21 protein-coding genes and 1 pseudogene are annotated in these 21,442 nt (G+C 65.6%); 8 read left to right on the forward strand and 14 right to left on the reverse strand.

Annotated features, from left to right (window positions below; translation table 11 throughout):
- Nucleotides 1–70 precede the first annotated feature (70 nt).
- Together KDW55_RS15940 and KDW55_RS15945 are read right to left on the reverse strand one after the other, a co-directional pair.
- On the reverse strand, nucleotides 71–715 hold the full coding sequence (locus KDW55_RS15940) for a trimeric intracellular cation channel family protein (RefSeq protein ID WP_069241525.1): 645 nt from the start codon (nucleotides 713–715) through the stop codon (nucleotides 71–73).
- Nucleotides 712–1,980: a M20 family metallopeptidase gene (locus KDW55_RS15945; protein ID WP_212160312.1), complete on the reverse strand. Its 1,269-nt coding sequence runs from the start codon at nucleotides 1,978–1,980 to the stop codon at nucleotides 712–714. The genes KDW55_RS15940 and KDW55_RS15945 overlap by 4 nt, the downstream gene beginning before the upstream one ends.
- Before the next feature lie 574 nt (nucleotides 1,981–2,554).
- Here KDW55_RS15945 and KDW55_RS15950 point away from each other — a divergent pair.
- The 6 genes and pseudogenes from KDW55_RS15950 to KDW55_RS15975 all read left to right on the forward strand — a co-directional run bounded on the left by KDW55_RS15950 (nucleotide 2,555) and on the right by KDW55_RS15975 (nucleotide 9,272).
- Nucleotides 2,555–3,574: a MerR family transcriptional regulator gene (locus tag KDW55_RS15950; RefSeq protein WP_069241526.1), complete on the forward strand. Its 1,020-nt coding sequence runs from the start codon at nucleotides 2,555–2,557 to the stop codon at nucleotides 3,572–3,574.
- A gap of 53 nt (nucleotides 3,575–3,627) precedes the next feature.
- Nucleotides 3,628–4,485 (forward strand): alpha/beta hydrolase, encoded by an 858-nt coding sequence (locus KDW55_RS15955; RefSeq protein WP_212197992.1) that lies wholly within the window; start codon nucleotides 3,628–3,630, stop codon nucleotides 4,483–4,485.
- A 211-nt stretch (nucleotides 4,486–4,696) separates the two neighbouring features.
- A complete protein-coding gene (locus KDW55_RS15960) occupies nucleotides 4,697–4,987 on the forward strand; it encodes a hypothetical protein (RefSeq protein ID WP_156432171.1) in 291 nt (96 codons plus the stop codon).
- A 30-nt stretch (nucleotides 4,988–5,017) separates the two neighbouring features.
- A pseudogene (locus KDW55_RS29435) lies at nucleotides 5,018–5,104 on the forward strand (inositol monophosphatase); the annotation flags it as partial.
- 255 nt (nucleotides 5,105–5,359) lie between these two features.
- Nucleotides 5,360–8,017, forward strand: coding sequence for a DNA mismatch repair protein MutS (gene mutS / locus KDW55_RS15970; protein ID WP_212160233.1), 2,658 nt, complete (start codon nucleotides 5,360–5,362; stop codon nucleotides 8,015–8,017).
- Nucleotides 7,998–9,272, forward strand: coding sequence for a hypothetical protein (locus KDW55_RS15975; protein WP_212160314.1), 1,275 nt, complete (start codon nucleotides 7,998–8,000; stop codon nucleotides 9,270–9,272). The genes mutS and KDW55_RS15975 overlap by 20 nt, the downstream gene beginning before the upstream one ends.
- Here the strand turns inward: KDW55_RS15975 and KDW55_RS15980 are convergent.
- Complete coding sequence (locus KDW55_RS15980; RefSeq protein WP_040144543.1) at nucleotides 9,252–9,794, reverse strand: peptidylprolyl isomerase; 543 nt, start codon at nucleotides 9,792–9,794, stop codon at nucleotides 9,252–9,254. The genes KDW55_RS15975 and KDW55_RS15980 overlap by 21 nt on opposite strands.
- Before the next feature lie 32 nt (nucleotides 9,795–9,826).
- Between KDW55_RS15980 and KDW55_RS15985 the strand changes: the two genes are divergently transcribed.
- Nucleotides 9,827–11,047, forward strand: a complete 1,221-nt coding sequence (locus tag KDW55_RS15985; protein WP_040144544.1) for a cupin domain-containing protein — start codon at nucleotides 9,827–9,829, stop codon at nucleotides 11,045–11,047.
- 320 nt (nucleotides 11,048–11,367) lie between these two features.
- Here KDW55_RS15985 and KDW55_RS15990 read toward each other — a convergent pair whose 3' ends face one another.
- From KDW55_RS15990 to KDW55_RS16040, 11 genes are all read right to left on the reverse strand, one after another.
- Complete coding sequence (locus KDW55_RS15990) at nucleotides 11,368–11,550, reverse strand: hypothetical protein (RefSeq protein WP_162474623.1); 183 nt, start codon at nucleotides 11,548–11,550, stop codon at nucleotides 11,368–11,370.
- Nucleotides 11,551–11,663: 113 nt separating this feature from the next.
- Nucleotides 11,664–12,440, reverse strand: a complete 777-nt coding sequence (locus KDW55_RS15995) for an MBL fold metallo-hydrolase (RefSeq protein WP_040144545.1) — start codon at nucleotides 12,438–12,440, stop codon at nucleotides 11,664–11,666.
- A gap of 4 nt (nucleotides 12,441–12,444) precedes the next feature.
- A complete protein-coding gene (bamC, locus tag KDW55_RS16000; RefSeq protein WP_059546103.1) occupies nucleotides 12,445–13,590 on the reverse strand; it encodes an outer membrane protein assembly factor BamC in 1,146 nt (381 codons plus the stop codon).
- Between the two features lie 111 nt (nucleotides 13,591–13,701).
- Entirely contained in the window at nucleotides 13,702–14,607 is a 906-nt protein-coding gene (gene dapA / locus KDW55_RS16005) for a 4-hydroxy-tetrahydrodipicolinate synthase (RefSeq protein WP_212160235.1), read from the reverse strand.
- A gap of 47 nt (nucleotides 14,608–14,654) precedes the next feature.
- A complete protein-coding gene (locus tag KDW55_RS16010; RefSeq protein WP_212160236.1) occupies nucleotides 14,655–15,257 on the reverse strand; it encodes a class I SAM-dependent methyltransferase in 603 nt (200 codons plus the stop codon).
- 9 nt (nucleotides 15,258–15,266) lie between these two features.
- Entirely contained in the window at nucleotides 15,267–16,469 is a 1,203-nt protein-coding gene (locus KDW55_RS16015) for a tryptophan--tRNA ligase (RefSeq protein WP_040144549.1), read from the reverse strand.
- Nucleotides 16,470–16,477: 8 nt separating this feature from the next.
- Nucleotides 16,478–17,140, reverse strand: a complete 663-nt coding sequence (locus KDW55_RS16020) for a site-2 protease family protein (protein WP_040144550.1) — start codon at nucleotides 17,138–17,140, stop codon at nucleotides 16,478–16,480.
- A 45-nt stretch (nucleotides 17,141–17,185) separates the two neighbouring features.
- Entirely contained in the window at nucleotides 17,186–17,818 is a 633-nt protein-coding gene (locus KDW55_RS16025) for an L-threonylcarbamoyladenylate synthase (RefSeq protein WP_040144551.1), read from the reverse strand.
- A 72-nt stretch (nucleotides 17,819–17,890) separates the two neighbouring features.
- Complete coding sequence (locus KDW55_RS16030) at nucleotides 17,891–18,721, reverse strand: 3',5'-nucleoside bisphosphate phosphatase (protein ID WP_040144552.1); 831 nt, start codon at nucleotides 18,719–18,721, stop codon at nucleotides 17,891–17,893.
- An 81-nt stretch (nucleotides 18,722–18,802) separates the two neighbouring features.
- Nucleotides 18,803–19,693, reverse strand: a complete 891-nt coding sequence (locus KDW55_RS16035) for an alpha/beta hydrolase (RefSeq protein WP_209820918.1) — start codon at nucleotides 19,691–19,693, stop codon at nucleotides 18,803–18,805.
- Nucleotides 19,694–19,906: 213 nt separating this feature from the next.
- Nucleotides 19,907–20,767 carry a ferritin-like domain-containing protein gene (locus KDW55_RS16040; protein WP_212160315.1) on the reverse strand — a complete coding sequence of 287 codons (861 nt, stop codon included), beginning with the start codon at nucleotides 20,765–20,767 and terminating at the stop codon, nucleotides 19,907–19,909.
- A gap of 141 nt (nucleotides 20,768–20,908) precedes the next feature.
- Here KDW55_RS16040 and KDW55_RS16045 point away from each other — a divergent pair, with 141 nt between their 5' ends.
- Nucleotides 20,909–21,433 carry a gamma carbonic anhydrase family protein gene (locus tag KDW55_RS16045; protein ID WP_040144554.1) on the forward strand — a complete coding sequence of 175 codons (525 nt, stop codon included), beginning with the start codon at nucleotides 20,909–20,911 and terminating at the stop codon, nucleotides 21,431–21,433.
- Nucleotides 21,434–21,442: the final 9 nt, after the last annotated feature.

A 21,442-nucleotide genomic window follows, 5' to 3' on the forward strand; every position in this document is an offset into this window, starting at 1 on the left:
AGCCGACCTGCGCGCGGCAAACATGCACTGGTGAAAACCGGGCGTTGTCACATTCGCATGTCGACGCAGGCTATTTTTTGCCGGGCAGCTCGCTGGCGCGCTGCACCCGAAACGTGGGCAGGCGCCAGCCAAACCGAAGCGAAGCGAGCCGAATGGCGACGCAGACGATCGTCGCGCACCATGGAGTCCACCACTGCGTCCAATGCGCGGACGAGAACAGAACCTGCGTGCCCGCACCGGCGAGCGCAGCCGTCGCATAAACCTCGCGGTCCAAAATGGCAGGCAGGCGCGAAAGCACGACGTCGCGCATGACACCGCCGCCGACCGCAGTCACGATGCCGAGCACAATGGCGAGCTCCGCATTGTGTCCGAAGCTCAGCGCCTTTTGCGCACCGGCCACGGCGAACAGGCCGAGGCCAATCGCATCGAAGAAGAGGACGGGCTGCCGCAGACGGCGTACCGGCGCATACGCGAAAATTGCGACTGCGGTCGCGAGCACGGAAGCCGCCAGATATCTCCAGTTTGAAAGCCCCGCCGGCGGGATCGCGCCAATGCAGACGTCACGCACGATTCCGCCGCCGCATGCCACCATGAACGCGATGGACAAGATGCCGAACAGGTCCAGCCGCTTTTGGCGCGCAGCCACCGCGCCGCTCATGGCAAATACGAATGTCCCGACCAGATCGAGAGCGAAGTACGCCGCGTGCGAATTCACGCCGACGGATCTCGCTTGTCGAGCCACGCGCCGGCCGCGCATAGCATCGCTTCCAGCCCCGTACGCAGCGTCGGGTCGAGTACCGGCGCGAACTTCGGCGAATGGTTACTGGGAATTTCGTTGAGCTTTTTCTCTGCCAACGCCTTTGCGAATGTATCCGGATCGGTTCCGCCGATGAACCAGAACACATATGGCACGCCCCATTCGCGGCCGAATACGCTGAAGTCCTCGCTCGCCGCCGCCGGGGGCGTTTCGTAGGCGCGTTCGCCAAAGTGCGCTTCGAACGCCGCCTGCACACGCTCGCTTGTCTGCGCGTCGTTGATCGTCAGCGGATAGCTCGAGAGCGTCGTGAATTCGGGCTCGCGTGGTGCGTTGGACGCCATGCACTCCGCACAGCAGATGCGCCGGATAGCACCCAGCATGTATTCGCGCACGTCTTCATCGAATGTGCGCATGTTGAGCTTGAGCGTCGCGTCGTCGGGGATGATGTTCTCTTTCGTTCCGGCCTGCAGCGCACCAATCGTCAGCACCGCACTATCGCGCGGGGAGATTTCCCGCGATACGATTGTCTGCAGGCGGAGCGCGGTCGACGCCGCCATGATGACCGGATCGATCGAGGTTTGTGGCTGCGATCCGTGCGAACCGCGCCCAAACAGCCGTACCTTCAAACTGTCTGCCGCCGAAAGAATCGTGCCGCTCCGGTAGCCGACCGTGCCCGCTGCGCCAACCATGACGTGCTGACCAAGGATCACGTCAGGCTTCGGGAAGCGCTCGGCCATGCCGTCGTCAATCATGCTGCGGGCGCCGCGCGCCACTTCCTCGCCCGGCTGAAAGACCGCCATCAGCGTTCCGCGCCACGCGTGCCGGTGCGCGGCCATCAGGTGCGATACACCCATCAGCCACGTCACGTGCATGTCGTGGCCGCACGAGTGCGCGACGCCCACTTCGAGGCCATCCTCGTCCTTCGCCGTCACCGTGCTGGCATAGGGCAATCCGGTCGCTTCTGCCATCGGCAGCGCATCCATGTCGGCGCGCAGCATTACAGTCGGACCGTCGCCGTTGCGTAACACTGCCACGACGCCAGTCCCGCCGACACCCCGCGTGACGTCATAGCCGACATTCTCGAGATAATCGGCTGCAATACGTGCGGTGCGCACTTCTTGCATCGACAGTTCGGGATGCTCATGCAGATCCTTGTAGATCGCTTCGAGTTCGGGCAAGAGGCTTTCGACGGCGCCCTTGGTCGCTTCCACCAATGCAGGCATGATCGATCCTTTCAAATGGTTCGTTGCGGTGGCCGATGTCGCATTGCACGCGCCGGCCGGCGGTGAAGCCCGGAAGCACTTGCAGCCGATCTGGCGGCCCGGCGGCGGGAACGACGTACGCATTTCGCCGACCAGCGTCATCCGATGCATGCGACAAGGTGAAACACGGAACATCCGGGCGAGTCGCCTCTGCCCTGACACTTCGTATGACGTTTCCGTCAGATCGTCTACTGCCCCGAAGCGGGACAGGAATACAAGGGAACCATAGTCCGAGTAGCGGCAATCCGAAAGCTCCTGTCGAGTCATCGGACAGAGCGGTCGCCCGCAGGGCCGTGTCGCCGAGACCGCGCATGGCGCCTTCCGGCCGAAAGGCGAACTTCGCGCTCGCGCGTCAGGGCCGCTGGTAAACTCTGGCGGCCAAAGCAACTTTTCGCGGCCACATGAGTATGCAAGCCACCGCAGCACCTGCACCCGGGCTCGAGATAATGCAGCAGTATCTGCGCCGTGTCTGACAACGCAAAAATCAAAACCTGCGCCAAAACATGCACCGTTATGCAATGTTGACGGAGTCGCTATGCCATTAACCGTGGGCATGCTCGCCCGGCGTTGCGGCATTACTGTTCGTGCGTTGCACTACTACGATCAGACAGGCTTATTGAAGCCGATCGGACGCTCCACTGCAGGCTACCGGTTGTATGACGAAGCCAGCGTTTCGACAATCAAGACGATCCAAGCACTGCGCGGTCTGGGCCTTACACTAGACGCGATTGCACGAATGCTGCACACCCGGCAGATTGCTTTGGCGGAAGTGATCGTCGAAAGCCGCCGGGCGATCGCCGCGGAGCTGACAAGATTGAATACGCTGAACGAGCGACTCGCGGTCCTGCAAGCCGCCTCCGATTCAGGCATGACTTGGCGTGACACCGACTGGCCAGACACCCTCGCCTTGCTCGATCGATATCGGGAACACTTCAACACGGCCGAAATCGCGGAGATCCTCGCGCGTTGGAAAGGCATGGAAGCCACCTTGTCGCAGTTGTTCACCGACGTGCGCGACGCAATGGATCGACGTGTGCCGCCCGATGCCCACGAAGCGCAGAGGCTCGCATATCGCTGGTTAGGCGCCGCGATGCAATGGATGGACGGCGACGTCACCATTACGCGGCGCTGGCGGAAACTGCACGGCGAAGCAGCGCAAGCTCCGGACCATGCGGGGCTTGACCATACGCTGATCGCCTACATCGAACCGGCGACTCGTCTGCATCTGGCGGCCTTGAGGCGTCACCTCACCGATGATGATTTGCAACGCCTGGACAAGACGCTGTCGGCAGAATGGCTCACGCTAGGCGCAGATGTCGAACTGGCGATTGCTTGCGACGCCACCGCCGATTCATCCGCGCTCGTGAGCCGCTGGCGCTCGCTGCTCGACCGAACGACACGTGGGGACGCAGCGCTGCGACGCAAGCTGCTGGATGCCCTGTCTGAAGAGCCCATGCTGCAAGCGGGCCATCCGATGAGCCCCGACGTACTCACGTGGCTGCAACGCCAAGAAGCAGTTGACGCCGAACATGCCAATAATGGGCCCGGAGCTTGACCCTCACGTGAACGTCAGGGTTCATGCTGGCTCCCTTTCAACGGAGAAAGCGCATGAACCCCATCCCGGACGATCGACTCGCGTTCCGAATCGGTGCTCGCCCCGTTCGATCGAAGCGGCTGGAAGGCGGCATTCTCGCCACACAGGTAGGAAACGAACCGCCCGCCGTCGTCGTGCTAAACGGTGGACAAGCCTTCGTCGCGAAGACGACCTTGCGGCGGTTGCGGCGCGACGTGCGCCGCGTTGCCGGTATTCTGCCTGCCGGCACACCGTTCGTATTGCTCGGCTATCCTGACGCGCCCGGTACTCAATACCGGATCGCCGACATCGCAGAGCAAATTGCCCGCGGCATCGCCGCGCATTGGAAGTGCACGACGCTCATGGGCATCTCGTTCGGAGGTGTCGTCGCGGCGCGCCTCGCGGCTTCCCACCCGACGCTCGTTTCCCGACTCGCGCTGGTCTCGAGTGCGCATCGCCTGTCCGCTGGAGGCTGCCGGCTCGTCGAACAGCAGATCGTCCACGCGGCTCGCTCCGATTACGTGAGGCTGCTCGAAACGATGTCCGGGTGCTTCCGCGCATGCTGGCGCAATGTGCTTCTCCGTTCGGCGTTGTTCGGTCGACGCCACGCCATCGCATCGTTGGTGAACGAAAGAGACGTCATTGTGCGTACCTTGCGTGCGTTGCGCGACGATGCGGACGACGATTCGCCTTGGCCGCGGAAAATCCGCGCGGATACGTTAATCGTCTGTGGCGCCTCGGATCCGATCTTCGCCGACGCAATCCATGAAACGTCCGCGTGGGTGCCGGCTGCGACCCGTCACACGCTCTCAGGCGAGGGGCATATGGTGATGATCGAGCGCCGGCGGCAGGTTGCCCGCCTCATCGGTAAATGGCTCGATCCGCGTTCTTGAACCGCATGCCTCAGTACGTCTGGTCTTTGTTACCGTCAGACGCGGGTCGGGGCGGTAAAGCCGTGTGATAACGCGCGCTTGCTCACGCGAGCACTCGGCGTGAGCTTCACGCACAGATATTGACAAATTTCACATACTTTGCGTGCAACGAATTCACTAGGATGATTACCTTGCTTTGCTGATTCAATTTTTCGCAAGGAATGAATGAAAAATGAACACATCTGTTCGACATGCGGCCACTGCACTTACGCTTTTGATGAGCGCACAACTTTCGCACGCGCAAGCCATCGCGGCTGACGCACCCCAATCCAATGGCGCCCTTCCAGTAACCGTGCCTCAACCTGACTACACTTCGCAACGCGTAAAAGTCGGTTTGTCGAGCGCAGAAACGACGCTCGTCCTTCCCTGGTTCGTGGAAGACCTGATCGCAACAGCCAACGCCAGCCGTTCACTGGACGAAGCTGCCCATGATTATGCAGGGCGTCTTAAGCGCGGCCTATAAACAATAGTCCGTTGTCGATCCTCGAACGCAGAGGCTTGCGGCCTCATCGGCGAAGCTCACTTTCTGCATCGCCACGAGATCGTCGCAGCGAACCCGAAGATCGACGCGCAGATGATCGCTGAACCGGTACCGCCGCGCACATCCGGTAGCCCGGCAATCGCCGCCGTGCGTGGCGCGCAATTCGACGGCCCGTGTCCGCTTCATGCGGCACGGGCCGTCGACGTCTGAAGCGGGACGATGCGCGGTGTGCATTTTCCACGCACGTGCGTTGGCGTTCGAGCGCCGCAACGGTCGGCCAATCGACCAATCCGGAACGCCATCGTCGACGCCGCTGGTAAACTCGGGCAACTCAAGCAACTTTACGCCGGATCTATGACCACGCTGTCGCCCGAGGCCTTTGCTGGCCACACTCCAATGATGCAGCAGTACCTGCGCATCAAGGCCGATCACCCCGACACGCTCGTCTTCTACCGGATGGGCGACTTCTACGAGCTGTTCTTCGAGGATGCCGAGAAAGCGGCACGTCTGCTCGACCTGACCCTCACGCAGCGCGGCGCATCGGCGGGCAACCCGATCAAGATGGCCGGCGTCCCGCATCACGCGGTCGAGCAATACCTGGCGAAGCTGGTGAAGATGGGCGAATCGGTCGCGATCTGCGAGCAGATCGGGGATCCGGCCACGTCGAAGGGTCCCGTCGAACGCAAAGTCGTGCGCGTCGTCACACCCGGCACGCTGACCGATGCGGCACTACTGTCCGACAAGAGCGACGTCTACCTGCTCGCGATGTGCACGGGCCACAACAAGCGCGGCGTCGCGGTCAACATCGGCCTCGCGTGGCTGAACCTCGCAAGCGGCGCACTGCGGCTCGCAGAAATCGAGCCGGACCAGCTCGGCGCCGCGCTCGAGCGCATCCGCCCCGCCGAAATCCTGACCGCGGACGGCGCAACCGACACCGTGCCCGCCGGCGCTGGCGCAATCAAGCGCGTACCGGCATGGCACTTCGACATCGCATCGGGCACCCAGCGGCTGTGCGACCAGCTCGACGTCGCGGGCCTCGACGGCTTCGGCGCGCATTCGCTGACGAGCGCATGCGGCGCAGCCGGTGCGCTGCTGCTGTACGCGGCGGCCACCCAGGGCCAGCAGCTGCGTCACGTGCGCAGCCTGAAAGTAGAAAACGAAACCGAATATATCGGGCTCGATCCGGCGACACGCCGCAACCTCGAATTGACCGAAACGCTGCGCGGCACCGAATCGCCGACGCTGTATTCGCTGCTCGACACCTGTTGCACGACGATGGGCAGCCGGCTGCTGCGTCACTGGTTGCATCATCCGCCGCGCGCATCGGTCGCCGCGCAGGCGCGCCAGCAAGCGATCGGCGCGTTGCTCGATGCGCCCGCGAATGCGAGTCTCGATGCATTGCGCAGCGCGCTGCGCCAAATCGCCGACGTCGAGCGGATAACCGGGCGTCTCGCGCTGCTGTCGGCGCGGCCGCGCGACCTCTCGAGCCTGCGCGACACGTTCGCCGCGCTGCCGGCATTGCGCGAACGCATCGGTGCGATCGTTGCAAACGCGGACGCGCTCGCCCGCATTGACGCGGCGCTCGCGCCACCCGCGGAATGCCTGGACCTGCTGACGAGCGCGATTGCCCCGGAGCCCGCCGCGATGGTCCGTGACGGCGGCGTGATCGCGCGCGGCTACGATGCGGACCTCGACGAGTTGCGCGACATCTCCGAGAACTGCGGGCAGTTTTTGATCGATCTCGAAGCACGCGAACGTGCGCGCACCGGCATCGCGAACCTGCGCGTCGAATACAACAAGGTTCACGGCTTCTACATCGAGGTCACGCGCGGCCAGACCGACAAGGTGCCCGACGACTATCGCCGTCGCCAGACGCTGAAGAACGCGGAGCGCTACATCACGCCCGAACTGAAAACCTTCGAGGACAAGGCGTTGTCCGCGCAGGAACGCGCGCTGGCTCGCGAGCGCGCGCTGTACGACGGCGTGCTGCAGGCGCTGCTGCCGTTCATTCCCGAGTGCCAGCGCGTCGCGTCCGCGCTTGCGGAACTCGACGTGCTCGCCGCGTTCGCCGAGCGTGCGCGCACGCTCGACTGGGTCGCGCCTACGTTTACCGACGAGATCGGCATCGAGATCGAACAGGGCCGCCACCCGGTCGTCGAAGCGCAGGTCGAGCAGTTCATCGCCAACGACTGCCGGTTCGGCGCCGAGCGCAAGCTGCTGCTGATCACCGGCCCGAACATGGGCGGTAAATCGACGTTCATGCGCCAGACGGCGCTGATCGCGCTGATGGCGTACGTCGGCAGCTACGTGCCCGCGAAATCGGCCTGCTTCGGCCCGATCGACCGCATCTTCACGCGAATCGGCGCGGCGGACGACCTCGCCGGCGGCCGTTCGACCTTCATGGTCGAAATGACCGAAGCCGCGGCGATCCTGAACGACGCGACCCCGCAAAGCCTCGTGCTGATGGACGAAATCGGCCGCGGCACGTCGACTTTCGACGGCCTCGCGCTCGCGTGGGCCATCGCGCGCCATCTGCTCGCGCAGAACGGCTGCTACACGCTGTTCGCGACGCACTACTTCGAACTGACACAACTGCCGGCCGAATTCCCGCAAGCGGCAAACGTTCACCTGTCGGCGGTCGAGCACGGCCACGGCATCGTGTTCCTGCACGCGGTGAACGAAGGTCCCGCAAACCAGAGCTACGGGCTGCAGGTCGCGCAGCTGGCGGGCGTGCCGGCGCCCGTGATCCGCGCGGCGCGCAAGCATCTCGCGTATCTGGAACAGCAGTCGGCCACGCAGCACACGCCGCAGCTCGATCTGTTCAGCGCGCCGTCGGTGGCGGGCGACGCGTTCGAATGCGCGGATGCGCCCGCGGCATCCCCCACCCCGCATCCTGCGCTCGAAAAGCTGCGAGGCATCGATCCCGACGACCTCAAGCCGCGCGACGCGCTCGACCTGCTGTATGAATTGCGCGCGCTGGTTCGCTCGCACGATGCCGACGGGCGCGCATAAACGCGTCGCGTCGGGCGTACCCGCCCGCGCCGCCGCCGCCGCGCTGATCGCGGCGGCGCTCGCACTGGCCCAGGGTGAAGCGCGGGCCGCACCGCCGAAGCGCTCGGCCGCGCCCTACTCGTTCGCGGTCGTGTCCGGCGTAATCGACGCACCGGCTGACGAGCCGACTGCCCAGCGGCTGCTCGATGCGATCGCGCGGGAGCGTGGCCTGGCGTTCGTCGTCTATGCCGGCGACCTCAAGGGTGCGAGGGAAGCATGCCGCGACGCGCTATACACGCAGCGCGGCGCAATCCTGAACGCGGCGCGCGCGCCGCTGGTCTTCGTGCCCGGCCACGATGACTGGGTGACCTGCGGCACGACGGCCGGCGGCGGCTACGATCCTGTCGAGCGGCTGGATTTCGTGCGGCAGTCGCTGCTTGCCGACGCGGCGCTGCCCGATCCCGGCGCACTGCCGATCACGCGCGAAAGCGAGGTCGCGCGCTTCCGGCCGTATCGCGAAAACGCGCGCTGGATGCATGACGACGTCGTCTACGTCGCACTTAACGCACCGGCGCCGAACAATCATTTTTTGACGGCCGGCGGCCGCAACGGCGAGTTCGAGGACCGCGTGGTCGCAAACGGCTTCTGGATCGACCATGCAGCCGAATTTGCGAAGCGGCGCGATGCGCGTGCGATGGTGGTGATTTTCGAAGGTGATCCGCAATTCGATCGCTACGAACGCGCCGAACGTTTTGCGTGGCTGCGCTTTAACCGGCCGCGCGTGCGCGACGGCTTTCGCGAGCTCAAACGTACGTTGGTGAAGGCAGCGGCGACGTTCCGCGGCCCGATACTGGTGATGCACGCGAGCAGCGTGCCGCTGCCGAACGGTTTTCTGATCGATCGGCCGCTGCATGCGGACGACGGTGTGCTGGTCGGGAATGTGACGCGGGTCGCGATCGGACCGCGTCATCCGGCGACTCAATGGGTGAAGGTGAACGTATCGCCGGCACGGCAGACGATCTTCAACGTGAGCCTGCAGGAGGTACCGAAGAACCTGCCGGTTCCGCCCGCGCTGCCGGCCGTACCGCGCGACGACGTGCCGCTGCCCCAGATGCCCGAGATCCCTGCGCTGCCTGCATTGCCGGACTCGTCGTCGGTTGCGCCGCCGCTGCAAGGCGACGGTACGCCGCCGAGCGGTGCTGCGTGGCCCGCGCCGCCCGCTGCTTCGGGGCCGGCGCCGGGCCTGCCCGCCAGTTCAGTGCAGCGTACGCCCTGACGGCGTGTCGCCGTCGTCGTCTTCGTCCTCGTCGACGATTTCGAGGCCTTCCGCGCCGTGCGCGTGCTCATGCTCGATCTCGTCGTCGGTCGCTTCGCGCACGTCCTTCACCGTGAGCGCAAACCGCAGCGCCATGCCTGCGAGCGGGTGATTGCCGTCGAGCACGACCTTGTCGTCGGCGATGTCGGTGACCGTATAGATCAGCGAATCCACTTCCTCGTCGCCGTCTTCCGGCGTGCCTTCGAACTGCATGCCCACTTCGAGCGGCTCGGGAAAACGATCGCGCGGCTCGATCTTCACGAGTTCGGGATCGTAGTCGCCGAACGCGTCCTGCGGCTCGAGCTGAATCTGCGCCTGGTAACCGGGCTCCTGGCCGTCGAGCTGTTCCTCGATCTTGGGGAACGTGCCATCATAGCCGCCGTGCAGATAAACCATCGGCTCGTCGCTTTCCTCGATCAGATTGCCTTGCGCATCCGACAGCTTGTAAGCGACCGACACGACGGTGTTTTTTGCGATTTTCATCCAATTCTCCCAAATACAAGTCTCATTATACGATGCGCAACCGGTCTCAAGCCGAACCGCGGGACGCCGCTGCCGCCCCGCTCGGCGCGCCGCCCCCCGATCATCCCACACCGCTGCTCGGCGGCCTCACGCCCGCGCAATTCATGCGCCGCTACTGGCAGAAGAAACCGCTGCTGATCCGTCAGGCTATCCCCGGCGTGAAGCCACCGGTCACGCGCGATGCGCTGTTCGAGCTGGCAGCCGACTATGACGCCGAATCGCGACTCATCACCCATTTTCGTAACAAGTGGCAACTGGCGCACGGTCCATTCGAACCGGGCGCACTGCCGGCCGTGTCGCGCAAGTCATGGTCCCTGCTCGTGCAAGGGCTCGACCTGCACGTCGACGCCGCCCGGGCGCTGCTCGACCGGTTCCGCTTCGTGCCGGACGCGCGGCTCGACGACTTGATGATTTCCTATGCGACGGACGGCGGCGGCGTGGGCCCGCACTTCGACTCGTACGACGTATTCCTGCTGCAGGTCGAAGGCCGGCGCCGCTGGCGAATCGGCGCGCAGACGGACCTGTCGCTGCGGCCCGACGTGCCGCTGAAGATCCTCGAGCATTTCGAGCCGAGCGACGAGTGGGTGCTGGAGCCGGGCGATATGCTGTACCTGCCCCCGCACATCGCGCACGACGGCGTGGCCGAGGGCGAATGCATGACCTGCTCGATCGGCTTCAGGGCGCCGTCGGCCGGCGAACTGGGTGCGCAGTTCCTGTACTACCTCGCGGAACGCGGCGGCCTGCGCGATGACCGCGGCGACGCACTCTACCGCGATCCAAAGCAGCCGGCCGTCGACACACCCGCACAGCTGCCGCCTGCGATGGTCGATCGCGTCGCGGAGATCGTCGACGCGATACGCTGGCGCAAGCGCGACGTCGCGCAATTCCTGGGCTGCTACCTGAGCGAACCCAAATCCAACGTCGTATTCGAGCCGCCGGCGCGCCCGCTGTCCGAGGCCGCATTCGTCGCGCAGGCATCACGTCGCGGCGTATATCTCGACAGAAGGGCCGCATTGATGTATAACGCGCGCTCGTACTTCATTAATGGCGAAGAAGAACCGCTCGAGCAGGCCGGTGAATGGCTGCCGGAGCTGGCGAATCGGCGTCGGATGGAGGCGAAACGGTTTGTAACACTATCCCGGGTTCCCTCAATGACAGCCTTGCTGCACGAGTGGTATTGTGCGGGCTGGATACGGGTCGGAAGCCGGATTTAGTGAATCGCCCCGTATGCCCGTGCAGATCAAATTCTGTATGGGAAAGACAACGTATTGACCCCGCATTTGTCGACGGTCGATAGGAAAGTGCATATAATTTCCGCCCAAGCCGTAGGGAAGATTCACGCTCTAGAAGTGCGTCTCCACCAGCGGCCCAGGTCGGTGTTGGAGCACATTACCGGTATTGTTTCGCGCTGTTGCTTACCTTTAACCATAAAAGGACGTGATCATGAAGAAATCCCTCCTCGTAGCTTCCCTGTTGGCTGCTGTTGCACTGGCTGCTTGCAACAAGAGCGCTGATCAAGCTGCTTCGTCGGCTGCTAGCGACGCTGCTGCTGCTGCTTCGTCGGCTGCTTCGGCAGTTGCTGGTGCTGCGAGCGACGCATCGGCTGCAGCTTCGTCGGCTTCGGCTGCTGCGAGCGATGCAGCTGCTGCTGTGGCGTCGGCTGCTTCGGCAGCGACGGCTGCTCCGGCTTCGGGCGCAAGCCAGTAAGCCTCAGCATCAGCTGAAAAAAAACCGGCCCGCGAGGCCGGTTTTTTTACGTCTGTCGGTTCCGCGCACCGCGCGATGCCGCCACGGCGGCCGGCCACGCCGACCGCCCTCTTCCACGCCCGCTCAGCCGAGCGTAAGCCAGTCGAAACCCGTATCCTGCGTGGCGACGACTACCTCCTCCCCGTCCGTTCCCAGCACGCCGGCAAATGCCTGCCGGGCCAGCTCCGGCCGGTTGTTCTGCTGGCTCAGGTGAGCCGCCACGAGGTGCTGGAGGCGGCTGCGTTCGAGCGATGCGAGGATACCGGCCGCGGCGTCGTTGCTGAGATGGCCGTGCGTGCCGCCAATGCGCGCCTTCAGCGACTGCGGGTAGCGGCTCCCGGCAAGCATCGCAGTATCGTGGTTCGATTCCAGCACGAGCGCGTCGCAGCCGCTCAGCACGGCCGTGATGTGCGGCGTGGCCATGCCGACGTCGGTCAGCACGCCGAGCCGGCGGCAGCCGTCCATGAAGACGAATTGAAGCGGCTCCCGCGCGTCGTGGGGCACCGTGTAGGGGATCACGGCCAGATCGCGTATCGCGGCCGTCTCGTCGCCCCACAGTACGTGCAGGTCGACGTCGGCTTCATCCGCCCCGACGGCTCGGGCCGTGCCCCAGCTCATGTAGAGCGGCAGCGAGCCGCGCCGTGCGAGCGTCAACGCGCTGCCGACGTGGTCGCTGTGTTCGTGTGTGACGAGGATCGCATCGAGATCGTCGATGCCAAGATTCAGTCGGCCGAGCCGGCGCTCGACCTCCTTCGCAGAAAAACCGCAGTCGAGCAGCACGCGGGTGGTCGTCGTGCCGCTCGACACCTCGACGACCAGCGCGTTGCCTTCGCTGCCGCTACCGAGGCTGGCGAAGCGCACGCGATCAGTTCAGCTGGGCGTGCAGCAGCGAAATGATCCGCTGCGCGTCCGACGAGTTGTCGATCTGGCCGTTCGCGTCGACTACCGCCACCTGCGTGCCGCCAGTGCCCTGCGCGCGCACGTTGACCAGATATTCTTTGCCGGGCTTGGCCGCCGACGGGCCGCCGTAGAACAGCTTGCCGAACAGGCCGTCGCGCTTCAGCTCCTCCATCGTGTTCGCGTAGCGCACCGTGTACAGACCCTTCTCGCGGTCGCGGTTGTCGACCGCGAAGTTGGTGCGGTCGAGCGCGAGACCGACGCGCAGCCACGCACGGTCAAACGATTCCGCGAGTTGCAGCGTCGCGGCGCCGCCGCTCGTGTCGCGGACCTGCGCCGGCGCCGTCGCCGGACGCGCGTCAGCCAGCAGCTGCTTCGCCTGCGCATCGCTCAGCCCGAACTTCTGCATCAGCTTCGACAGGAACACGGCCTCGAGCACCGGGTTGCGCGGACGCTCTTCCCAGCGCGACGACGTGCCACCCTGCGGACCGACCATCATTTCCTCCATCGCGCTGTGCGTGATCGAGATATCGGTGTTGCCGTCCGGCGTCCGGTTCACGAGCGTACGGAAGCGGTCGCGCGTGCCCGACGAGTACGCGAAGTCGATGACCTTGCCGATCGTACGGCGGAACCAGTCGTCCGGAATGTTTGCTCGGTTCTCGGCCCAGTCGGTAGCCATGATGCCGGTCGACGGTGCGTCGGTCTTCAGCGAGAAGCCGTTCTCCTGCCAGAATTCCTTCAGGATCGGCCACAGCTGCTCGGGCGTGCGGCCATCGACGACGAGCCAGCGGCGATCGCCGTCGCGCTCGATGTGCATGCCGAGCGGATCCTGCGCGCTCGGCACGCCGTCGGTCGCATTGCCGGCCGCGGTGGTCGCCCGCGGCGGCAGCGTGCCCAGGCCGGCGTTGCTCGGCGGTGCGACGAACTGCTGGGTCGTCGGCACCGGCTTCAGGTCGCTCGGCACTGCGAGCGGCGGTGCCGAGCCCGTGTTCTTGTAGTTGACCTTGTCGGGGGCCAGATAATCGTTCAGCGTATCGCAGCCGGCGAGCGCGCCCAGCGCCAGCGCCATCACCGAAACCTGGATGGCGCGAGAGGAAAAGGCGAAACGTTTCATGAAATCCTTCGTCTTGCTAGAACGCTCGTCAGGAGCGGCGCCGGACGGAGCCGGCCGGTGCGGGTTGATCAGGGGTCGAGCCGGCGGCCGCAGAACGCGGCCGCCCGAGCATCAGGCGAGGACGCCGGCCTCGACGAGAGCCGAACGCACGACATCGTGGCAACGCTCGTCGAGCGGCGTGAGCGGCAGGCGGATGCCGCCCTGCATCTTGCCCATCGCCTGCAGCGCCCATTTCACCGGAATCGGGTTCGCCTCGATGAACAGATTCTTGTGCAGCGACAGCAGCTTCATGTGCAGCGCGCGCGCCGTCGCGACGTCGCCGGCCAGCGCGGCGCGGCACAGTTCGCTCATCGCGCGCGGCGCGACGTTCGCCGTCACCGAAATGTTGCCGTGGCCGCCGAGCAGCATCAGCGCGATCGCGGTCGGATCGTCGCCGCTGTAGATCGCAAAATGCTTCGGTGCGGCCTTGATCAGGTGCGCGGCACGGTCGATGTTGCCGGTCGCTTCCTTCACGCCGATGATGCCCGGCACCTGCGCCAGGCGCAGCGTGGTCTCGTGCGTCATGTCCGCGACCGTGCGGCCCGGCACGTTGTACAGGATGACCGGCAGATCGACCGCTTCCGCGATCGTCTTGAAATGACGGTACATCCCTTCCTGCGTGGGTTTGTTGTAGTACGGCACGACCTGCAGCGTCGCGTCGGCGCCGACCGCCTTCGCGTGCTTCGACAGCTCGATCGCCTCGGCAGTCGAATTGCCGCCTGCGCCCGCGATGATCGGAATGCGCTTCGCCGCATGCTCGACGGCCGTGCGGATCATCAGGATGTGCTCTTCGACGTTGAGCGTTGCCGACTCGCCGCTCGTGCCGACCACGACGAGCGCGTCGGTGCCTTCCTCGATGTGCCAGTCGATCAGTTTGCGAAACGCCGGCAGATCGAGACTGCCGTCTTCGAGCATCGGGGTGACGATCGCGGGGATGCTGCCGCGGATTTGAATGCCGTCTTGGGTGCCGTTAGCCATGAAACGCGATTGATTGATGTACCGGTAAACGTTGGGATTGTAACGGATTAGCCGGGCAGTTCGTAACGTGGAATTCCCGCCCCCGCCGTCGGGGTCGCGCCCTCGCGTACCGCGCAGATGCGTTGCACGAACGCCGGGCGTGGCGCGGCGACAAATCCGTCCTCGTATGCGACTACCCGCAGATGGCCGCGCACTGCGTCCAGCAGCTCGCCCGGGGCGAGCAGGAACGCGGGATTGGACGGTTTGCCGACCGTTTCGTTTCCTTGCGCGAAGGTTTCGTAGATCAGCACGCCGCCCGGGGCGACCGCATCGAGCAGATGGGGCCAGAGCGGTCGATGCAGATAATGGGTAACGATCACGGCCGCGAACGACACGCCCGCCGGCAACGGCCACGGTGCCCCTTCCAGATCCGCGTCGCGCGCGTCGACAGCGGGAATCGCGCGCAATGCGCCGAGTGCGGCCGGATCGCGATCGAGCGCGACAACCGGGTGCCCGTGCGAGGCGAACCAGCGCGCATGGCGGCCGCCGCCCGCGGCGACGTCAAGCACCGCGCCGCCCGCGCGGACGAGCCGCGACCAGCGCGCAACCCAGCGCGACGGTTCGGTCTGGGCGACGTGGCCGCCCGCGGCGGCAATGACGGGTTCGCGCATGCCGTCCGCTCAGGTGTACGACAGGCCCATCGCCTCGCGCACGTCGCGCATCGTCTCGACCGCGTGCTTGCGCGCCTTGTCGCAACCGTCCGCGACGATCGCACGCAGCAGCGACGGGTCGTCCATGTACTTCTGCGCGCGTTCGAGCATCGGCTGCTGTTCGCGCAGGATTCCTTCGACGACCGGCTGCTTGCAGTCGAGGCACCCGATGCCCGCCGAGCGGCAGCCGTTCTGCACCCACTGGTGCGTCGCTTCATCGGTATAGACCTGGTGCAGCTGCCAAACAGGGCACTTGTCGGGGTCGCCCGGATCGGTGCGGCGCACGCGCGCGGGATCGGTCGGCATCGTGCGGACCTTCTTCGTGATCGTCTCCGCGTCCTCGCGCAGCCCGATCGTGTTGCCGTACGACTTCGACATCTTCTGGCCGTCGAGGCCCGGCATCCGCGACGCTTCGGTCAGCAACGCCTGCGGCTCGACCAGGATGATCTTGCGCGCGCCCTCCAGATAGCCGAACAACCGCTCGCGGTCGCTCATCGACAGGCTCTGCGATTCCTGCAGCATCGCACGCGCCTGCTCGAGCGCTTCGTCGTCGCCGTCTTGCTGGTACGCGTTGCGCAACTCGTGATAGAGCTTCGCGCGCTTGCCGCCGAGCTTCTTCGCGGCTTCGAGCGCCTTCTCCTCGAAGCCCGGCTCGCGGCCGTACAGGTAGTTGAAGCGGCGTGCGATCTCGCGCGTCATCTCGACGTGCGGCACCTGATCTTCACCGACCGGCACGAGCGAGCCGCGATACAGCAGGATGTCGGCCGCCATCAGCACCGGGTAGCCGAGGAAGCCGTAGGTCGACAGGTCCTTGTCCTTCAGCTTCTCCATCTGCTCCTTGTACGTCGGCACGCGTTCGAGCCAGCCGAGCGGCGTGCTCATGCCGAGCAGCAGCGCGAGTTCCGCGTGCTCCGGCACCTTGCTCTGGATGAATAGCGTTGCCTGCGCCGGATCGATGCCGGACGCAAGCCAGTCGATCAGCACGTCCCACACGTTCTTCTCGATGACCTCGGGCGTTTCGTAGTGCGTCGTAAGCGCATGCCAGTCGACCACGCAGAAAAAGCACGGGTACTCGGACTGCAGCTTCACCCAGTTTTTCAGCACGCCGTGGTAGTGGCCGAGGTGCAGCGACCCGGTGGGTCGCATGCCGGAGAAAATACGATCTGGGAACATGATTGTCGTTAGAAAAGCGAGGCGAAGGGGGACAGGATGGCGCTCAGCACGCCGGCCGCGGCGTTCACAAGCGGGCGCAGCCAGAAGTTCGTCAGCACGCCCGTCGCGACGAGCACGAGGACGATGATGAAACCGTACGGTTCGATGCGCGACAGCGCGATCGATTGCTTCGGCGGCAGCAGCGCCGCCAGGATGCGGCCGCCGTCGAGCGGCGGCAGCGGAAAGAGGTTCAACACGCCGAGCACCAGGTTCGCGCTGACGCCCGCATAGGCCATCCGCGTGAAGAATGGTTCGTCGATGCCGACGACTGGCAGCACGATGGTCAACACGCCCCATACCAGCGCCTGCACGAAGTTGCAGGCCGGCCCCGCGAGGGACACCCACAGGCTGCCCCAGCGCGGATCGCGCAGGTTGCCGAACGACACCGGCACCGGCTTCGCATAGCCGAACAGAAAGGCGCCGCCCGTCAGGAAATACATCGCGAGCGGAATCGCGATCGTGCCGAGCGGGTCGATGTGGCGCATCGGATTGAACGATACGCGTCCCATCATGTACGCGGTGTTGTCGCCCAGCAGGCGTGCGGCATAGCCGTGCGCGGCCTCGTGCAGCGTGATCGCGAAGATCACGGGCAGCGCGTAGACGGCGATGGTCTGTATCAGGGAAGCATCCATATCGCGTTATTGTAACAAGCGCACTCGCGCAAAAATGAACGGCGCTTACGCAACCGACAATCCGAACGGTTCGAGCGCGCCGCGCCCCGCGCGCACGAGCTGCGGCACGTCTGCCGTCAGGTCGATCACCGTCGACGGCTCGCGCGGACACGCGCCGCCGTCGATCACGAGATCGACCTGCTTCTCGAGCCGCGCGCGGATCTCCTCGGGATCGTTCAGCGGCTCGTCGTCCGGCGGCAGGATCAGCGTCGTGCCGAGCAGCGGCTGGCCGAGCGACTCGAGCAGCGCGAGCGTGATCGCGTGATCGGGCACGCGCAGCCCGATCGTCTTGCGCGACGGATGCGACAGCCGGCGCGGCACTTCCTTCGTCGCCTGCAGGATGAACACGTACGGGCCCGGCGTCACCGATTTGATCTGCCGGTACTGGCGGTTGTCCACCATCGCGAAGTTCGCGAGTTCCGACAGGTCGCGCACGAGCAGCGACAGGTGCTGCTTCTCGTCGAGGCCGCGAATGCGGCGCACGCGCTCGACCGCGTCCTTGTCGTCGAGATGGCACGCGAGCGCGTAGCTCGAATCGGTCGGCATCGCGATCACGCCGCCCTTGCTGACGATGTCCGCTGCCTGCTTGATCAGGCGCGGCTGCGGATTATCCGGATGAATCCTGAAGAACTGGGACATGGAGGCACGTAAAGAAGGGAAAGTCGGATGCGCGCGCGGGCGCCGACGCGAACGGCCAGCGGCCTCGACGCGTCAGAGCCAGCGCTCCCAGACCGGTTTCAGGTCGGGCGGCAACGGCGGCAGGCCGCCGAGTTCGACGCGGCCCTCGCCCGGCGCATGGAAATCCGAGCCGCGCGACACTTCGAAGCCGAAGCGGCGCGCGACGTCCGCGTATTCGCGATACTGGTCGGGCGTATGGCTGCCCGTGATGACCTCGATCGCGCGGCCGCCGAGATCGATGAATTCGCCGAAGAACGCGTCGAATTCGACCGGCGTGTAGCGGTAGCGGCCCGGGTGCGCGACCACGGCCTCGCCGCCCGCCGCGCGGATCCATCCGACGGCATCCGACAGCGTCGCCCAGCGGTGCGGAACGAAACCGGGCTTGCCGTCGCCGAGCAGGCGATCGAACACGTCCGACGTGGATGCGGCGTGGCCGTTCTCGACCAGGAATCGCGCGAAGTGCGTGCGCGAAATCAGGTCGGGATTCGAAACATACTTCAGCGCGCCTTCGTACGCGCCGGGAATACCAAGCGTCTCGAGTTGCGCGCCGATCGCCTGCGCGCGGGCCGCGCGGCCGTGGCGGGTGCGATAGAGGCCGTCGACGAGCGTCGGGTTCGACGGATCGATGTGCAGCCCGACGATGTGCACCGTGCGCGACGCCCATGTAACCGAAATCTCGACACCGCTCAGGTAGCGCATGCCGAGCGCTTCCGCCTCGCTGCGCGCCGCCGCCTGGCCGCCGATTTCGTCGTGGTCGGTCAGCGCCCACAGGGTCACGCCGCCGGCATGGGCGCGGCGCGCGACGTCGGCAGGCGACAGCAACCCGTCGGAAACATTCGAATGGCAGTGGAGATCGGCGTTCATCGTCAGTATGGCAGGTGAAGCTTCATTCTACTGCAATGCGGCAATTGCGCCGCCCGCCCCGCCGCTGCTGCCGCCGCCGGCTCAAGCGCAGAACGCCTCGATCAGCGCGGCGATTTGTTCCGGCTGATCGTGATGAACCATGTGGCCGGCATCCTCGACGAGCTTTTCACGCCAGTCCGGGAACGCCGCGAAGCGGGCCTTGAACTCCGGCAGCGGAATGTCGCCCGCGAGGTACGCGAGCGTCGGCGAATTGACCGCCTCGACGTGCAGCACCTTCGCGCGCACCTGCTTCCACACGGCCATCACCTCGTCGAGCCGGTACAGCTGCGGCCCCGCGATCTTGTGCGCCGGGTCCGCCAGCAGATGGTACTGGCCGTCGTCACCCCGCTTCGACCAGTGCGCGGCAAGAAATTCGGCCCGGTGCGGCGCGAGCCGCGGATTGGTCTTGATCAGCCGCGCCGCGACGTCGTCGAGCGACGCGTACGGACGCAGCACCGGCGGCTCGCGCAGTTCGTCGAGCCAGCCGCGCAGCCGTCGCGGCGCCTGCTCGGCCTTGGCGGGCGCAAGCCCGAATCCTTCGAGATCCACCACGCGCCGCACGCGCTCGGGCCGCGCACCCGCGTACAGGCACACGACGTTCGCGCCCATGCTGTGCCCGACCAGATTGACTTCGCCGGTCGGCGCATAGTGATCGATGAGCGCGTCGAGATCGCCCAGATATTCGTGAAACCAGTAATGCCCGCCTCCCTGCCGTGCGACCGGCCAGTCGGACAGGCCGAAGCCGCGCGCGTCCGGCGCGATCACCTGCCAGTCGCCCGCGAGCGCGTCCACGACGAACTGGAACGACGCCGCGACGTCCATCCAGCCATGCAGCATGAACAGCGTCGGCGCATCGGGCCGGCCCCAGCGGCGCACATGCAGCTTCACGCCGCGCACCGTGACGAAATCGGAAACAGAACTCGAGGCACTCATTTGCAGCCGCCAAAAAAAGAATGGTCGTTCGATTATAGCGGCGGCGCAGGCGATCCGGCGTCCGAGAGTCGAGAGCGCTCTCTAGCCATGGCGACTCGGCGACACGGCGGGCGCGAGCGTCGAGCGGATCAAGCCACGCCGAGGCGAGGCAGCGCCCGAACGGCGGTATCGCGGGCGTGTGCCGGCACGTCGAGACCGCAGCGTCTCGGCGGCCTAATCCGCCGCTTTGCCGTCGGCCGCGTCCTGCGCAGCAAGTTCGTCCAGTTCCGCCTGCTCGAATCCTGCCGTGCGGCGCGCATCGAAATTGAACGGGCCGCGCAGCCGCGGCGCGTGGTATCGCTCGGCAAGCTGACGGTAGGTCGATACCGGATCAAGGCCCGACGCGTCGCACAGATACCGGAACCAGCGGTTGCCGATCGCGACGTGACCGATCTCGTCGCGCAGAATCACGTCGAGGATCGCCGCGGACGCATCGTCGCCTGCCTGCAACAGCCGCGCGCGGATCGGCGGCGATGCGTCGAGCCCGCGCGCCTCCAGCGTTCGCGGCACGAGCGCCATGCGCGCAAGCACGTCGCCCTTGGTCCGCTCGCACATTTCCCACAGTCCGTTGTGCGCGGGAAAATCGCCGTATGCGTGGCCGAACCCGTCGGCGAGTCGATCGGACAGCAGCGTGAAGTGATAGGCCTCCTCGGCCGCGACCTTCAGCCAGTCTGCATAGAATGCTTCGGGCATGCCCGCGAAGCGCCACACCGCGTCGAGCGCGAGATTGATCGCATTGAATTCGATATGCGCGAGCGCGTGCAGCAGCACCGCCCGCCCCGCGGGCGAACGCATGCTGCGCCGCTCGAGCTGGCGCGGTTCGACGAGCGGCGGGCGTATCGGCCGCCCCGGCAGCCCCGCGGGTTCGTCCAGCCCGAGCGCCGGCGCGATCGCGGCCTGCCCGGCCAGCCATGCGTCGTACAGCGCACGTACCCGTGCGGCCTTCGCGGCCGGCGCCGACATCCGCAGCGCGTCGAGCGCGGCGCGCCGCACGCACACCTGCACGGCAGGGAAAGAAGAAGACTCCATGCTCATCGAACGTGACACCGCGCGCACCTCGCGGGAACGCATGCACGCGACGGTTTACAATATGCGTTTGTGCCGCAACGCGATGCGCACGGCACGCCAGACGCGCCATTCTACCGGCGCCCACCATCGAAGAGACCAGGAGACTCCGTGACGATCTACAAACTGGGCGATACGGCCCCGACGATCCACGAAAGCGTATTCGTCGCCGATACGGCGGCCATCATCGGCAAGGTCGTGCTCGACGAAAACGCGAGCGTATGGTTCGGTGCGACGATTCGCGGCGACAACGAGACGATCACGGTGGGTGCGGGCAGCAACGTCCAGGAAGGCGCAGTCCTGCACACGGACCCCGGATTTCCTCTGACGATTGCCGAAAACGTGACGATCGGGCACCAGGCGATGCTGCACGGCTGCACGATCGGCGAGGGGTCGCTGATCGGAATTCAGGCGGTGGTCTTGAATGGCGCGGTGATCGGCCGCAACTGTCTGGTTGGTGCCGGCGCGGTCGTGACGGAAGGCAAGACGTTCCCGGACAATTCGCTGATTCTCGGCGCCCCGGCGAAAGTCGTGCGCGAGCTGTCGGCCGACGACATCGCGCGGCTGCGCGCAAACGCAAAGACGTACGTCGAGCGGCGTGCGCATTTCAAGGAGCAACTCGTGCGGATCGGATGATTCGCGCGG

Source organism: Burkholderia sp. AU19243 (genome assembly GCF_018148075.1).
GTDB classification, from domain to species: domain Bacteria; phylum Pseudomonadota; class Gammaproteobacteria; order Burkholderiales; family Burkholderiaceae; genus Burkholderia; species Burkholderia latens_A.